At 72.5% G+C, this 15,618-nt stretch carries 14 protein-coding genes; 9 read left to right on the forward strand and 5 right to left on the reverse strand.

From position 1 onward, the window contains the following. Positions 1-86: 86 nt before the first annotated feature. A complete protein-coding gene (locus tag ACX9I7_RS12135; protein WP_459387304.1) occupies positions 87-1,409 on the forward strand; it encodes a cytochrome P450 in 1,323 nt (440 codons plus the stop codon). On the opposite strand, the gene ACX9I7_RS12140 is transcribed toward ACX9I7_RS12135, so the two are convergent. Together ACX9I7_RS12140 and ACX9I7_RS12145 are read right to left on the reverse strand one after the other, a co-directional pair. Next, entirely contained in the window at positions 1,387-2,142 is a 756-nt protein-coding gene (locus tag ACX9I7_RS12140) for a bestrophin-like domain (RefSeq protein ID WP_387567811.1), read from the reverse strand. The genes ACX9I7_RS12135 and ACX9I7_RS12140 overlap by 23 nt on opposite strands. Positions 2,143-2,183: 41 nt before the next feature. Continuing rightward, entirely contained in the window at positions 2,184-2,801 is a 618-nt protein-coding gene (locus ACX9I7_RS12145; protein WP_459387305.1) for a hypothetical protein, read from the reverse strand. 410 nt (positions 2,802-3,211) lie between these two features. Here ACX9I7_RS12145 and ACX9I7_RS12150 point away from each other — a divergent pair, with 410 nt between their 5' ends. Together ACX9I7_RS12150 and ACX9I7_RS12155 are read left to right on the forward strand one after the other, a co-directional pair. After that, complete coding sequence (locus ACX9I7_RS12150) at positions 3,212-6,817, forward strand: NACHT domain-containing protein (protein WP_459387306.1); 3,606 nt, start codon at positions 3,212-3,214, stop codon at positions 6,815-6,817. Position 6,818: 1 nt separating this feature from the next. Next, positions 6,819-7,907 (forward strand): M14 family metallopeptidase, encoded by a 1,089-nt coding sequence (locus tag ACX9I7_RS12155; protein ID WP_387567816.1) that lies wholly within the window; start codon positions 6,819-6,821, stop codon positions 7,905-7,907. On the opposite strand, the gene ACX9I7_RS12160 is transcribed toward ACX9I7_RS12155, so the two are convergent. After that, entirely contained in the window at positions 7,882-8,646 is a 765-nt protein-coding gene (locus ACX9I7_RS12160) for a crotonase/enoyl-CoA hydratase family protein (protein ID WP_459387307.1), read from the reverse strand. The genes ACX9I7_RS12155 and ACX9I7_RS12160 overlap by 26 nt on opposite strands. Next, positions 8,643-10,289 carry an acyl-CoA dehydrogenase family protein gene (locus ACX9I7_RS12165; RefSeq protein WP_459387308.1) on the reverse strand — a complete coding sequence of 549 codons (1,647 nt, stop codon included), beginning with the start codon at positions 10,287-10,289 and terminating at the stop codon, positions 8,643-8,645. The genes ACX9I7_RS12160 and ACX9I7_RS12165 overlap by 4 nt, the downstream gene beginning before the upstream one ends. 86 nt (positions 10,290-10,375) lie before the next feature. On the opposite strand from ACX9I7_RS12165, the gene ACX9I7_RS12170 reads away from it, so the two are divergent. From ACX9I7_RS12170 to ACX9I7_RS12195, 6 genes are all read left to right on the forward strand, one after another. Then, entirely contained in the window at positions 10,376-11,152 is a 777-nt protein-coding gene (locus ACX9I7_RS12170) for a PaaX family transcriptional regulator C-terminal domain-containing protein (protein ID WP_459387309.1), read from the forward strand. 95 nt (positions 11,153-11,247) lie between these two features. After that, a complete protein-coding gene (locus ACX9I7_RS12175) occupies positions 11,248-11,949 on the forward strand; it encodes a response regulator (RefSeq protein WP_387567823.1) in 702 nt (233 codons plus the stop codon). A 16-nt stretch (positions 11,950-11,965) separates the two neighbouring features. Beyond that, a complete protein-coding gene (locus ACX9I7_RS12180) occupies positions 11,966-13,480 on the forward strand; it encodes an ATP-binding protein (protein ID WP_387567825.1) in 1,515 nt (504 codons plus the stop codon). Then, entirely contained in the window at positions 13,477-14,064 is a 588-nt protein-coding gene (locus ACX9I7_RS12185; protein ID WP_387567827.1) for a hypothetical protein, read from the forward strand. Before ACX9I7_RS12180 ends, ACX9I7_RS12185 begins: the two co-directional genes overlap by 4 nt. A gap of 22 nt (positions 14,065-14,086) precedes the next feature. Then, positions 14,087-14,542 (forward strand): helix-turn-helix transcriptional regulator, encoded by a 456-nt coding sequence (locus ACX9I7_RS12190; protein WP_387567829.1) that lies wholly within the window; start codon positions 14,087-14,089, stop codon positions 14,540-14,542. Positions 14,543-14,552: 10 nt separating this feature from the next. Next, entirely contained in the window at positions 14,553-14,966 is a 414-nt protein-coding gene (locus tag ACX9I7_RS12195; protein ID WP_387567831.1) for a VOC family protein, read from the forward strand. A gap of 73 nt (positions 14,967-15,039) precedes the next feature. Here ACX9I7_RS12195 and ACX9I7_RS12200 read toward each other — a convergent pair whose 3' ends face one another. After that, positions 15,040-15,555, reverse strand: a complete 516-nt coding sequence (locus ACX9I7_RS12200) for a MarR family winged helix-turn-helix transcriptional regulator (protein ID WP_387567833.1) — start codon at positions 15,553-15,555, stop codon at positions 15,040-15,042. Positions 15,556-15,618: the final 63 nt, after the last annotated feature.

The raw sequence follows: 15,618 nt of genomic DNA on the forward strand, positions 1-15,618 counted from the left end.
CCGTCAGGCGCGCGGGGCCGGGAACATCCGCACAATTGTCCGCTCCCCTTGACGGGCCCGCCAGCCGACGACGTACGGTCCGGCCCGTGAGCGCACACCGGACGCACCCCGGCGCGCCCGTCGGCCCCGTCGCCGTGTTCGACCCCAGGACCTACGGCCGGGGCGTCCCCTACGCCCTCTTCCGGGAGCTGCGCGACCACGCCCCCGTCTGCCGGGTGCCCGAGACGGCCGTCGGGCCGTGGCCGCCCGGCCCCGGCTACTGGGCCGTCTTCCGGCACGCCGACGTCAAACACGTGCTGCGCGACACCGCGACGTTCTCCTCGCACCTGGGCGCCACCCAGATCCGCGACCCGGACACGGAGGACGACCTCGACTTCGTCCGGGCCATGATGCTCAACCAGGACCCGCCCGCCCACGTCCGGCTGCGCCGCATCGTCGCCGCGGCCTTCACCCCGCGCGCGACCCGGGAGCTGGAGACCGCCATCGAGGCCCGGGCCCGCGCCCTCGTCGAGGACGTCGCCGGCCGGGGCGAGGCCGACTACGTGGAGCTCGCCGCCGACCTGCCCACCTGGACCCTCGCCCACGTCCTCGGCGTCCCCGAGGAGGACCGGCGGCTGCTCCACGACTGGTCCGACCGGATCATCGGCTACCAGGACGCCGACCACGCCGGCGCCGCCACCGCCGATGCCGCCACCCTCAGCCCCCTCGGCCGGGCCGCCCTCGCCCACCGGCCCGCCGCGCTCCGCAAACCCGACGGCACGCCGCTGAACCCGCGCTCGCCCGAGGCGCTCACGGACATGTTCGCCTACGCCCACGGGCTCGCCGACGCGCCCCGGCCCGGCAGCGTCATGGCCCGGATGCGCGAGGGCGGCCTCACCGGCACCGAGTTCGAAAACATGTTCTTCCTCCTCGCCGTCGCCGGGAACGAGACCCTCCGCAACGGCATCCCGGGAGGACTCCACTCGCTCCTCGACCACCCCGAGCAGTACGAGGCGTTACGCCGCCGCCCCGAACTGACCGACTCGGCCGTCGAGGAGGTGCTGCGCCACTGGCCGCCCGTGCTGGACATCCGCCGCACCGCCACCCGCGACACCGAGCTCGGCGGGCAGCGCGTCCGGCGCGGCGAGAAGGTCGTCGTCTACCACGCCTCCGCCAACCGCGACGAGCGCGTCTTCCCCGACCCCGACCGCTTCGACATCACCCGCACCCCCAACGACCACGTCAGCTTCGGCTTCGGCCCGCACTTCTGCCTGGGCGCCCACCTCGCCCGCGCCCAGATCCGCGCCATGCTGCGGGCGACACTGGACCGGCTGCCCGGCCTCGAACGGGCGGGCGAACCGGTCCGGCTGACGTCCAACTTCCAGAACGGCCTCAAGCACCTGCCCGTCAGATGGAGAACAGATCGCTGAACGGGCCCGCCGTGTCGGCCACGGCATGGCCGAAGGGCGAGTTGAAGTCCCAGATGAGGAAGAGGAGGAAGGCGATCAGCGCGCTGTAGAGCCCGGCGAGCAGCAACTCGCGCGGCGACCGCCGGATCTGCAGCGTGAAGATCAGGCCCACCGCCACCAGCGCCCCCGCGATCAGCCCGAACCAGACCACGCCCGGCATCGTCGGCCCGGCGTTGGCCGCCCGCGCGTTGCGCGCGGCGTCGGCCGCGCCGATCTGGTCGAGCAACGGCTGGTACGACTGGGCCTCGTGGTCGTCGCGCGGCTGGTACGAGGTGAGGTCGGCGCGCACCTTTTCGAGCAGCTCGGCGCCCTTGTCGGTGAGCTCGCCCGTCCTGAGCATCGACGGCCACTCCTTCTTGACCGTGTAGCTCACATAGGAGTTCACGTCGGCGCGCACCTGCTCGCGGGCCGCGGGGGAGTACGCCTGGACCCGCTCGCTCACCTCGTGCAGCGCCTGCGCCTCGGCCCGGGCGGTGTCCTGCGCGCCGTTGCGCGCCTCCCAGACACCGGCGATGGCCAGACCCAGCACGATGGCGTAGACCACCCCGACCATCATGGTCATGTACTCGATGACGTCGGGGGTCTCGTGCGGGTTGTCGTCCGCACTGATCCGGCGCTGCTTCAGGACGGTGATCGACAGGACGACCGCGCACGCGGCGGCCATGGCGAGGGCCAGCATCAGCCACTCGGACAAGAGGTACCTCCAAGGAGGGTCGGCGGGTCGGAACCGGGTGGTCAGCTGCCGCCGCCCCCGGTGCCACCGCCGCCGCTGCCGCGCGGGCGCAGCAGGGCGGCGGCGAGCACGGCGGGGGCGGTGATCACCAGCATGAGCGTGACGAGCGAAGCCCCGTTCTTGGCCGGCTTGCTGACGGCCTGGTGGTACGGCCGGGGCACGACGTGCCGCGCCGGCACGGGCGCGCGCGGCGGTGGGGGCGCGGGCGCGGGGCGGGCCGGGGGAGCGGGGGCCGGTGGCGGGGGCTCCTTGCCCGGTGGCGGCTCGGGTGACGCGAGCGGGGTGGGCGGCGGGGCGGGCGCGGCCTTCAGCGGGAGCGGGGGTGCGGGCGTCGGGGACGGCGACGGGGGAGGGGGCGGCGGTGGGGGTGCCGGGGTCGCCGGGCAGAGGGCGGCGAACGACACGCCGAGCGCGCCCTCCGCGCGGGCGATCAGGCAGTCGGGCCCGGCGTGCACGAAGGTTTCGGCGGTCCGGGACTCGACGAGTTCGTCGGTGACGACGATTCCGCTCGCGGGCCCCCCGGCGTCGGGCGGCTCCGGGAGCACCCCGGCCCCCACCGTCGCGAAGGCGACCGCCAGGGTCGCGCATCCGGTCCGTGCCGTTCGGCGCCATCCATTCACGACGGGGATCTTGCGGGGGCGGTGGCCCGGATTTCCACTTGTCGGGCCGAATTACTCCGAAGGGGTGAAATTCCGGCTCGCGGGCATGAAGAACGGGCGCTTCGGTCGTTGCGGCGCCCGGGATTCGACAGCGACGGAGGCCCAGCGCACGATGGAAGGGACGGAGGGAAGGGCCGCAGGGACCGGGGCCGATCGGCAAGGGCTGAGGCACCATGAACTACGCCATCCGACACCCCAAGGGAAAAGTCGCACCGCCGAGCAGGCCGCCCCTGGTCCGAGCCCGGCGCGGACTGCGCCGCGGGGCCGGCGCCGTCGAGCGGTCCGTCCGAAGGCTGCGGGTCCGCATGGCGGCCCGCAGCATGGTGGCGCCGGCCCGTCGGTGGTGGGCGAAGCCGTCGTTGAAAACGTTCGTGCAGCGTCTCTCCTACCTCGGCAGCCTGCTCCTGCTGGTCTGGGTCGGCGAAGGCGCGTACGGAATGTTCACCCAGAGCAAGTCCCCCATGCAGGACTTCTGCGAGGAGGGCAACAGCAACGGCTGCACGGTGGTGTACGGCTTCCTCGCGCCGTTCCTGAGCATCGGGCTGGCGACCTGCCTCTTTCTGGTCATCCAGTACGTGTTGGTACGCAGACCGCTGAAGAAGACCGCGAGGAAGGACGCCCGTCGGCTGGTCCCGACGGCCGGTCCGACGACGGAGGACGTGGTCGGGCGCAAGGAGGTGTGCCTCGTCATCGCGCGGGCCCTGCGCGACCGCCGCACCAGACGGCCCCACCTGCTCGTCGGCGGTGTGGGCAGCGGAAAGACGTCGGTGCTCGTCCAGCTCACGGAGTTGCTGGCCCGGAAAGGGGCCACCCCCGTGCCGGTACGGCTGCGGGACGCCGAACTGGACGGGGCACGGCTGGACTTCCACGACATGGGCATGAAGCGCTTCGCCGAGCTGGTGGACCGCGGTGTGCTGTCCAGCCACCAGAGCGAGCGGGTGTGGCGGCAACTGTGCATCGACGACAAGGTGGTGATCCTGGCCGACGGCCTTGAGGAGACCTTCGCCGAAGGCGAGGAGCAGAAGGAACGCGACATCCAGATCCGGCACGCGATCGATCGCGCGCGGCGCCAGAAGCTCCCCCTCGTCATCGCCTCCAGACCGCACTCGCCACTGGAGAACACCCAGGCGGCGATCATCGATCTGGAGCCCCTCAGCGAGGAGGCGGCGCTGGAATATCTGGAGAGGGACTGCGCCGACCAGGACGACCACCGGCTGGACTGGATCGTCGAAACGGCGAGCGTGACGGAATCCCCCTTGTACCTCCAGATCGCACGGCAGCTGCGGGACAACCACCTCCTCGACCACCTGGGCGGAGCCAAGGGTTCGGAGAAACTGGACACCCGTGACTCCGACCGCTTGGGCCTGCGGCTGCAATTGCTGGAGACCTGGCGGAGCGCCCTGAGCGCGGGGCATGTCCGGGGCACTGTCGCGCTGTCCTCCGAGGACCGTGAGACCACCATCGAGGTCATTTCCGCGCTGGCCGGGATAGGGCTGCTGCGGGACCGGCTGGAGGTCGGGTTCGACGAACTGATCGGGAAGGACCACGACCCGGAATCGAGATTCCCGGGGATCTGGGAGCGGCTCTCGCAGCGGCTGGGAGTGCATTGCCCGGTGTGCGGGGACATGCGCCAGTGCCGGGTGCTCCTGGCCCTGTGCGCCACCCAGGGCGAACAGCTCGGTCTGGTGGAGGCGCACGGAAATCGGGTCCGTTTCCCGCACAGCATCGTCCAGGCGTATCTCGGTGCCGGTTATTTCGACGTCTCCTGCCGGGAGTCCTTCTCCAAGGCGCTCGAAGAGCCGGGGCCCGGGAGGGAACTGCTCATCGGGATCGCCCTCGGATCCCGGGCGGGCCGGCACGACCCCCGGTGGGGAGCCGTCGACTGGGCGGACGTCGTCCGGCGGCTGCTCCGCGCGGCCGAGGATCGCACGGATCCCAAGGCGCTGGAGATGTACACCGCCGCCCTCGAAATCGATCAGGTCGGGAAGGGCGCCGAACTCCGTGCCATCGCGCGGGCCGTCCAGCGGCGCTGGAAGTGGATCAGGTCGGGCGATCCCAGGACCATCGAGGGGGCGAAGCTCACGTTGGTGCACCGGTTCGGCGAGGTCCTTCGGGCGATCGCCGGGGCCGGTTCCGGCGAGGCCGTCGCCGACCGGGTCCGGAACGGCTACGGCTCCTTGTTCTTCCTCGCCACGGTCGAGCCCTCGTATCCCATCAGGCTCGCCCTCGCACAGGAGGTGGGCGCGGGGGGTGACCTGGCCTTCGACGCCCTGCGCGACATGTTCCCGCTGCCGCCCAAGGAGGAGATGTCCCGGGAGGACGACCCTTGGGTGCAGTACGGGAGAGAGACCCGGGACGAGTCGTACGTGGAACACCGGACCCGGGAGTTCTATCTCCGGCAGATGGCCGGCAACGATCAGGTCCGCGAGCAGTACGCGAAGTTCGAGAAGGACAGCGTCGAGCGCCGGGCCGAGATCTGGCGGAAGTTCGTCATGCGGGCCTGGCTGGTGCCCCTGATGGCCGAATCCGTCGGCGAGGCGCACAGAAGTCAGGCGAAGGAAAGAGTCCGGCTCTGGCTCGGCCATCTGGAGCCGGAACACACCCACTCGCACCAGGCGGATCTGCCGCTCTCCCTGGAGATCGCCCTGGCCCAGGGCTTCAAGAGCGCCGCCAACCGACGGAAACTGCATCCGCACGTGAACGAGGAGGGCCGCGAATTCCTCATCGCACAGGCGGAGGGCATGCTCGCCCATGCCCGTTCCTGGTTCGCCCAGCTGATACTCATCCAGGCGCTGTGTCTGTGGGAGCTCCCGGACAGCTCGACGAGAAGCCGGCCCGGGACATCCGGCCGTGACCACGCGCGGGCGAAAGCCGATCCGGTCCAGGCGGTGCGGCGCTGGCTCGAGATGGCAGGCACCCGACAGGACCCGCACGGCCGCGACCAGGACGAGGACCGGACCCCCAAGGGAGACCGGCTGCATCCCTTCGTCGCCGAAGCGGCGAACCTGGCCGTGCTCGCCCTGCAGTGCGGTCACCCCGAGCGGTTCGTGTGGATCGACGAGATGGGAACGGTCGGCAACATCGGCTCCTCGCCCGCCGACCCCGGCGCCTACCGCAAGCACAACCTCTGGATTCCGCCGTCGGTGGGATGGACCACCCTCCACCCGCGAGCCCAGCAACTGCTCGCCGACGTCATCCTCCTCCTCAACCTCACGGAGCGCGACAAGGAGAACGTGGACGAGCTGGAAACACGCCTCAAGCGCGCGAACAGGCCGGTACTGCCGCCCTGCCTCACCAAGGACCGCAGGCCCCTGGACCCCAAGCGAACCGTCGGCATGGCCGAGCACGCGCCACCGGGCAGCGCCTGCCTGCGCGACTGCCCCTTCGAGCTGTGCCCCTACCCCGCCATGGGCTCCCTGCCGCGCGCGGAACTGCGCGAGACGTTCTGCCGGCAACAGCAGGCGCTCCTGCGCCCGTACCGCCGGCTGAGCTATGCGAACCCCCTGTCCTGGACGCGCCGCAAGCGCGCGCCCTGGCAGGGCATGACGTGCAAGGAACTACGGGACTTCTGGGAGGCCATGGCGGCCAGGTCCCGGACCCCTTCGAGCAGCACGTTCTCCCTGCGACGCAAAGGAGCCGACATGGCTGACCGCGAAAGGACGCTCCACGTACGCGTGACGGCGAAGGACGACAGGACGCTGCACACCACGCTCCGGGAGGAGCGGCCGGACATCGGCGGCGGCCCGCGCCGCACCGGCGGCCCCGGGGACGAGGTGAGCATCGAGGCCTACGTGACCGAGCGCAAGGCCCTGGAGATCGACGGGCGGGACGGCGTCACCGTGCACGTCCTGAAGGACGCGACCGCCACCGGCCGCGCCCGGCAGGCGGAAGTGGGCACCGGAAACCGCTTCGCGGCCCCCGACGCGGTTCCACAGGGGCTCGGGGAGAAGACGAAGGACGAGAGGCGGGAGCATTGAGATGACGTACCTCAACATCGCCGAAGTCGACTCGGCGGCGGTGAACCTGGCGCATGCCTACTCCGATCTCTGCGAACTCGTCGAGCTCCCCGAGACATCGGTCGAGGGAGTCGCCTGTCACGCGCTGCGCGTGGGCGCGCCCTCCGCCAACGGCCGTGACTGTGTCGTGCTCATCGGGGGAGTCCACGCCCGGGAGTGGGGAAGCTGCGAGATCCTCGTCGATTTCGCCGCCGATCTGCTGGAGGCGTACAAGTCCGGATCCGGTCTCCGTTACGGGCGCAAGAGCTTCACCGCCGCCGAGGTGCACGCACTGCTGAACAATGTGAACATCGTCGTCTTCCCGCTGGTCAATCCGGACGGTCGCCGTTACAGCCAGACCGTCGAACCGATGTGGCGCAAGAACCGCGATACGAAGCACGCGCCCGCCGGTCATGACGGCGACTGCGTGGGGGTCGACATCAACCGCAATTACGACTTCCTGTTCGACGCCACCAAGGCGTTCTCGCCCACGGCGGGCGTACGCGTATCGAGCGACCCGTGCGACCCGCAGGTCTATCAGGGGCCGAAGGCGTTCTCCGAGCCCGAGACCCGTAACGTCCGGTGGCTCCTGGAAGAGGGATTCCCGCACACGCGCTGGTTCGTGGACGTGCACAGCTATTCCGAGGACATGCTCTACGTATGGGGCGACGACGAGGATCAGAGCACAGACAAGTCGATGAATTTCCTCAACTCCGCCTATGACGGACGCCGGGGCCTGCCCGGCGACACCGACTACCGCGAATACATCCCCCAGGACGACCTCGACAGCGCGACCGCGCTCGCGCGGAGCTTCACCGACGGGCTGCGTGAGGTACGGGGCACCGAGTACACCCCGAAGTCCGGCTTCGACCTCTACCCGACGTGCGGCACCAGCGACGACTACGCGTTCTCCCGGCACTTCACCGACGGCGGGAAGGAGAAGATCCTCGCCTACACCATCGAATGGGGCAAGGAATTCCAGCCGCCGTGGGCCGATATGGAGGAGATCATCAAGGACGTGAGCGCGGGTCTGCTGCAGTTCTGCCTCAGCGCCGCCGCCGTCCCCCGGTGAAGCGTGCCACCCCTTCCGCGGCCTCCGGCAAGGACCCCATGCCGTGGGTGAGCTCGACGCCCAGGGCCCGCTCCTCGTCCAGCCCCTCCTGGTCGAGGAGCGACGCCCGGTCGCTCCGCAGGCAGGTCTGCGGGAAGCGGGCGATCTCCGCCGCGAGTTCCTCCGCCGCCGCGCGGGAGGTCCCGGGCGGCACCAGGCGGTTGACGAGACCCATGGCATGGGCCTCGGCGGCCGGGACCGGGCGGCCGGTGAGGATCAGGTCCATGGCCCGGGAGGCGCCGATCAGCCGGGGCAGCCGGACCGTGCCGCCGTCGATCAGGGGCACGCCCCAGCGGCGGCAGAGGACGCCGAGCACGGCGTCCTCCTCCGCCACCCGCAGATCGCACCAGAGCGCGAGCTCCAGGCCGCCCGCGACGGCGGGCCCGGCGATCGCCGCGATCACCGGTTTGGCCAGCCGCAGCCGGGTGGGGCCCATCGGCCCGTCGCCGTCGGGCGCCACGCGGTTGGCGCGGGCGGTGCCGAAGGCCTTGAGGTCGGCGCCCGAGCAGAACGCGCCGCCCTCGCCCCACAGCACCGCGACGCGCGCCGCCGGGTCCGCGTCGAACGCCCGGAAGGCGTCGGCCAGGGCGGCGGCCGTCGGGCCGTCCACGGCGTTGCGGACGTCCGGGCGGGAGAGGACGACGGTGGTCACCGGGCCCCGGCGCTCGGTGCGTACGGCCGCCGACGCGGAGGCTGTCACGGGATGTCCTTGAGCCGGGCGCGTTCGAGGATCTGCCCGAGGTCCGTGCCGGTCGGCAGGGTGCCGAAGGCGTTGCCCCACTCGCCGCCGAGCCGCGAGGCGCAGAACGCGTCGGCGACGGCCGGGGTGCTGTGCCGCACCAGCAGGCTGCCCTGGAGGACGAGTGTCAGCTGCTCGGCGACGCGGCGGGCGAGGAGCTGGGCGCGGTGCGGGTCGGAGAGCTCGCCGAGCAGGGCGCGCAGGCGGGCCGTGGCTGCATCCAGCCGGGCGTCCGCGCCGGAGGCCGCTTCGACCTCCGTGAAGTACGCGTCCAGCGAGTCCGGTTCCCGGGCCAGCGCCCGCAGTACGTCGAGCGCCGCCACATTGCCGGAGCCCTCCCAGATGGACAGCAGCGGCGCCTCCCGGTAGAGCCGGGGCATGCCGGACTCCTCGACGTAGCCGTTGCCGCCCAGGCACTCCAGGGCCTCGGCGGCGTGGGCGCTGCCGCGCTTGCACACCCAGTACTTTCCGGCGGCCAGCGCGAGCCGGCGCAGCGCGCCCTCCGGGGCGTCGCCCGCCTCGGAGCGGTCGAGCGCAGCAGCGAGCCGCAGGGCCAGCGTCGTCGCCGCCTCGGACTCGACGGCGAGGTCGGCCAGGACGTTGCGCATCAGCGGCTGGTCGATCAGCTCCGCGCCGAACGCCCGCCGGTGCGCGGTGTGGTGGAGCGCTTCCCGCAGCCCGGCGCGCATCCCGGCGGCCGATCCGGTCACGCAGTCGAGGCGGGTCATGTTGACCATCTCGACGATCGTGCGCACCCCGCGCCCGGGTTCGCCCACGGGCCAGGCCAGCGCCTGCTCGTACTCGATCTCCGCCGAGGCGTTGGAGCGGTTGCCGAGCTTGTCCTTCAGCCGCTGGAGCCGCATCGCGTTGCGGGTGCCGTCGGGCAGTACGCGCGGCATCAGGAAGCAGGTCAGCCCTTCCTCGGACTGGGCCAGCATCAGGAAGACGTCGCTCATCGGCGCCGACGTGAACCACTTGTGGCCCGTGACCGCGTACGAGCCGTCGCCCGTGGGCACGGCCCGGGTCGTATTGGCGCGGACGTCCGAGCCGCCCTGCTTCTCCGTCATCGACATGCCCGCGATCAGGCCGCGCTTGCCGAGCGGCGGGCGCAGCCCGAAGTCGTACGTCCGGGACGTCAGCAGCGGCTCGTAGACGGCGGCCAGCTCCGGCTGGGCGCGCAGGGCGGGCACGGCGGCGTACGTCATCGAAATGGGGCAGCCGTGGCCGGCCTCGGCCTGCGCCCAGGCGTAGAACTTCGCCGTGCGCACCAGGTGCGCGCCGGGCCGGGCCTCGGCCCATGGGGCGGCGTGCTGGCCGCTCCCGACGGCGGCGGCCATGAGCCGGTGCCACGCCGGGTGGAACTCGACCTCGTCGATCCGGTGGCCGTAGCGGTCGTGGGTGCGCAGGACCGGCGGGCTCGCCTCGGCCGTCCGGGCCCACTCCCGCACCTCCTCCGAACCGGCCCGCGCCCCCAGCTCGCGGACCTCGGCCTCGCCCCAGCCGCCGCCGTCCCGGCGCAGGGCCTCCAGCAGCGCGGGCTCGTCGGCGGTGGAGAAGCCGGTGAGGGGCGGGGCCTGGTTGAACACGTCGTGCGTGGCGCTCACGGCGACCTCCGGGGGACACGGTCCGCATGGCATTACACTTTTATGATGCGTGATGCGAGGCTGTAATGGATAGGGTTTCGTCAGCCATGGACGCCACCGAATCCACTGATGCCACTGATTCCCTCGCCCTGCGGCCGCTGACCGCGCGCTCGGTCGTGCTCTCGACGCTCCTGGGCCACCACCCGCCCGCCCTCCCCGCCCGCGCCCTGGTCCGCGTCGGCGAGCTCTTCGGCACCGCCGAGGGCACCGTGCGCACGGCCCTGACCCGGATGGTCGCCGCCGGGGACCTGGAGCAGCGCGACGGCACGTACCGGCTCACCGAGCGGCTGCTCGCCCGCCAGGCCCGGCAGGACGACAGCCGCGCGCCCCGCACCCGCGCCTGGTCCGGCGGCTGGGAGATCGCGGTCGTCACCGCCGAGCGGCGCCCCGCCCCCGAGCGCGCCGCCCTGCGGCAGGCGATGGCCGCGCTGCGCCTGGCCGAGCTGCGCGAAGGGTGCTGGACGCGGCCCGCCAACCTCGTCCGCGACCCGGCGTGGCCGCCCGTCGTGGCCGGACAGTGCGCGCTGTTCACCGGGGCGCCCGAAGGGGACCCGGCCGCCCTCGCCGCCGGCCTGTGGGACCTGACCGGCTGGGCCCGTCGCGCCCGCGCGCTGGAAGCCGCCCTGGAGGCGCTGCCGGGCGGGCCGGACCGCCTCGCCGAGCGGTTCACGGTCTCGGCGGCGGTGCTGCGTCACCTGCTGGCCGACCCGGTACTGCCCGCGCCCCTGCTGCCCGCCGACTGGCCGGGCGAGCGGTTGCGCGAGCGCTACGAGGACTTCGACCGGGACTTCCGTACCTTGCTCCTGCGGTACATCGGGGTGTAAGTGACGGGGGTCGATTTATGAGAAGTCGGTGACAGTTCCAGCGGGAGCGAGCCCCCGGGCGCATTCGTGCGAACGAACGACCGATACTGGTGCCCATGTCACGCGTGCTTCTGATCGAGGACGACCGGGCCGTCAGGGAAGGGGTCACCCTCACCCTGCGCCGCCGCGGCCACGAGGTCGAGGGCGCGCCCACCGGCGAGGCCGGGCTGGCGGCGCTGGAGAGCTTCCGCCCCGACCTGGTGCTGCTGGACCTGATGCTGCCCGACAAGAGCGGCTTCGAGGTCTGCCGGCGCATCCGCGCCACCCAGCAGATACCCATCATCATGCTCACCGCCCGCGGTGACGACATCGACGTCGTCCTCGGCCTGGAGGCCGGGGCCGACGACTACATCGTCAAGCCCGCCCGCGGCGAGGTCCTGGAGGCCCGCATCCGGGCCGTCCTGCGCCGCGCCGCCCCCGTCGACGGCGGCGCCGACCCGGCCGTCCCGCAGGCCACCGCCGAGACCCACGGCGACCTGACCATCGACCGCGCCGGGCTGCTCGTCTCCAAGCACGGCCAGGACCTGCCGCTCGCCCCCTCCGAGATGAAGCTGCTGCTCTACCTGTCCGCCACCCCCGGCCGGGTCTTCAGCCGCCAGCAGCTCCTCGAGCACGTCTGGGAGCACAGCTACCACGGCGACGCCCGCCTCGTGGACGCCTGCGTCATGCGGCTGCGCACCAAGGTCGAGGAGTCCACGCGCTCCCCCCGCTACATCCAGACCGTCCGGGGCTTCGGCTACCGCTTCGGCCCCGTGTGAGCCGCGGAAACCCCTGATGAGCCCCCTGAACCGCCCGGTCCACCTGCGCCGCCCCGCCCTGGGACGGCCGGCCCTGCGCACCCTCTTCCGGGGCCTGCGGGCCCGGCTCGTGGTGGCGTTCCTCCTCGTCGCCGCGCTCAGCGCGCTCACCACGGCCGCGCTCACCTTCCGCGAGGCCCGCACCGCGATCCTCAAGCGCACCCAGGACACGGCCGTCTCCGCCCTGCGCTCCCAGGTCAACTCCCAGGTCCCCGACCTGCGCTTCCCGCCCGGCCACGGCGACCTGGCCAGGTTCACCACCAACCTCGCCCGCGCCGGCCAGGCACAGCAGTGGAACATCTACGCCCGCTACCGGGACGGCGCCATGGTCCCCAAGGCCCGCCCCGGCGCCAGGGGCATCCCCGACGGGGTGCAGCAGAAGGTCCACTCCGGCATCGCCGCCTTCCAGCGCGTCGAGATCAACGGCGAACCCTGGCTCGCCATCGGCCTGCCCGTCGCCTACAGCGGCGAGGGCGGTGAGCTGTCCGGCCTGGAGGTCTACGCCCAGGTGCCCCTCCGCGAGGACGAGGCGAACGTCCAGGCACTGGTCGAAGCGGCCCAGAGCGGCGCCCTGCCCGCCCTCGCGCTGGCCATCGTGCCCGCCCTCCTCGCCGCGCGCGGCGTGCTGCGGCCCGTGCGCGAGCTGCGCCGCGCCACCCAGCGGATCACCGAGGGCGAGCTGGACACCCGGCTGAAGGTCACCGGCAGCGACGAACTCGCCGACCTCTCCCGCACGTTCAACGACATGGCCGCCGCCCTGGAGGAGAACGTCGCCGAACTGCGCCGCATGGAGGCCAACTCCCGCCGCTTCGCCGCCGACGTCTCCCACGAGCTGCGCACCCCGCTGGCCGCGATGACCGCCGTCGTCGACGTCCTCGACGAGGACGCCGAGAGCCTCGACGAGGACACCGCCCACGCCGTGCGCCTCATCAGCCAGGAGACCGGCAAGCTCGCCCGCATGGTCGAGGACCTGATGGAGATCTCCCGCTTCGACGCCGGCGCCGCCGCCCTCCACCTCGACGAGGTCGACGTGGCCGAGACGGTCCGCAAGACCCTCCAGGCGCGCGGCTGGCAGGAGAAGGTCACCGCCGACCTGCCCGAGGGCGTCCGGGCCCGGCTGGACCCGCGCCGCGTCGACGTCGTCGTCGCCAACCTCGTCGGCAACGCGCTGCGGCACGGCGGCGAGCCGGTCGCCGTCGCCGTCCGCACGGAGGAGCGGCACGACGGCGGGGAGCACAGCGGCGAGCGGCTGCTGATCGAGGTCGCCGACCGGGGCGAGGGCATCGATCCGGAGGTCCTGCCGCACGTCTTCGAGCGGTTCTTCAAGGCGGACGCCGCCCGGGTCCGCTCCGAGGGCAGCGGCCTCGGCCTCGCCATCACCATGGAGAACGTACGACTGCACGACGGGACCGTCCGGGCCGCCAACGGGCCCGGGGGAGGCGCGGTGTTCACCGTCGACCTCCCGCTGCGGCGCGGAGGTGACGAAGCATGAGACGGCGACGTACGGACAAGCGGCGCGCGGCCGCCGCAGCGGCGCTGTGCGGCGCCCTCGCGGGCGTCCTGGCCGGGTGCGGCGTCGAGCCCACCGACGTCATCGAGGTGGGCCAGCCCGCGCAGGGCGCGAAGCAGCCCGGCGCCCCCGTGCGGGAGGTCCGGCTCTACTTCGGCTTCCCCGGCGGCCTCGAACCCCGCTCCCGCCCCGCCGCCGGCGAGGTCGGCGCGGAGGAGGCCGTGGCCCTGCTGCTCCAGGGCCCCAACGAGGCCGAGCGGATGCAGGGCCTGTTCACGGACCTGCCGAAGCTGCCGCAGAGCTCCGTCGTCGTCGCCACGGTCCCCGGCACGGTGACGATCCGGCTGCCGCTGGACCCCACCCGGCTCAGCGCCATCGCCCGCAACCAGCTCGTCTGCACGGCCTCCCACAACGGCGTGCCCGACGACCGCCGGCCCGAGGACGTCAAGGTCGACCTCATGGGCAACGGCAAGGGCCTGAAGAACCTCGCCTGCGACAACGAGCTCCTCACGCCCCGGGTCGGCAACAGCCCCGCCCCGGCCCCCTCGATCACGCCCGCGCCCTGACCGCCGTGCGATGCTGGAGCGCGTGACACTGGAGGACCTCGTGAGGCTGCGCCGCGCGCGGGACGTCATCGACCGCGACTACGCGCTGCCGCTGGACGTCCCGGCGCTGGCCCGTGTCGCCCTGATGTCGTCCGGGCACTTCTCCCGCAGCTTCCGCGCCGCGTTCGGCGAGACGCCCTACAACTACCTGATGACCCGCCGTATCGAGCGGGCCAAGGCGCTGCTGCGGCGGGGCGACCTGAGCGTGACGGAGGTCTGCTTCGCCGTCGGATGCACCTCACTGGGGTCGTTCAGCTCGCGCTTCACCGAGCTGGTCGGCGAGAGCCCGAGCGCGTACCGGGCCCGCCGCCACGAGGCGGGCGCCGCGATCCCGGCGTGCGTGGCCAAGATCTACACACGGCCGCTCAGGACCAGGGCTCCGGCCGGCGCCGGGCGACCGGTCAGGATCGGAGAAGCGGATCCGGCCGTCGCCTCGTAGCGTCGAGGGCATGACCATCAAGCTTTCACAGTGCTTCATCGCCGTCGACGACCACGACAAGGCCCTCGGCTTCTACCGCGACATCCTCGGCCTGGAGGTCCGCAACGACGTCGGGTTCGAGGGAATGCGCTGGGTGACCGTCGGCTCGCCCGCGCAGCCGGACGTCGAGATCGTCCTCGAACCGCCGCTCGCCGACCCCAACGCCTCGCCCGCCGACCGGCAGGCCATGGCGGAACTGCTGGCCAAGGGCCTGCTGCGCGGCGTGATCTTCTCCACGGACGACTGCGACGCCACCTTCGAGAAGATCCGGGCCGCCGGCGGCGAGGTCCTCCAGGAGCCGGTCGACCAGCCCTACGGCGTCCGCGACTGCGCCTTCCGCGACCCGTCGGGCAACATGCTCCGCTTCACACAGCCGCGCAAGTAAGGGGCGCGGGGAACTGCGCGACAAGCCACGGACGGCCCGCGGCCGAACGACCGCGCCAGTCGGCGCCAGCCTCTCAGGGTTGGAGGCCGCCGAGCCGCCCCTCCAGGAGGACGAGCAACTCGGCGAGGGTGTCGGCGAGCTCGTCCTGCCGGTCCTTGCCGAGCCCCGCGAGCAGCGCCTGCTCGTACTCCAGCTGGCGCGGGATCAGTACGTCGATGAGCTCCCGGCCGGAGTCGGTCAGCGACAGGTGGGCCACCCGCCGGTCGCGGTCGTCCGGGCGGCGGGCGACCAGGCCGCGCTCCTCCAGCACCCGCAGCCGCTTGGTGACGGCCGCGCCCGAGGCGAACGTCTCCCGGGCGATCTGCCCGGGCGTGAGCTCCCGGCCCGTGCGCCGCAGGGTGCCCAGGATGTCGAACTCCGCCCGCGTCAGCCCCTCGCGCACCAACGGGGCGTCCGTGGCCTGCTGGAGCAGGGCGGCGCACCGGTTGAGCCTGCCGATCACGGCCATCGGCGCGGTGTCCAGCCCGGGGTGGACCCGCTGCCACTGGCGCAGCACGCGCGCGACGATGTCCTCGGCGTCCTCGGCCACAGTTCTCGATCCTCTCCAGTCGGTGTTCCCCGGTAGATTCTGCCGCGACGTGCGCGGGCGGAT

Source organism: Streptomyces sp. L500, assembly GCF_054551825.1.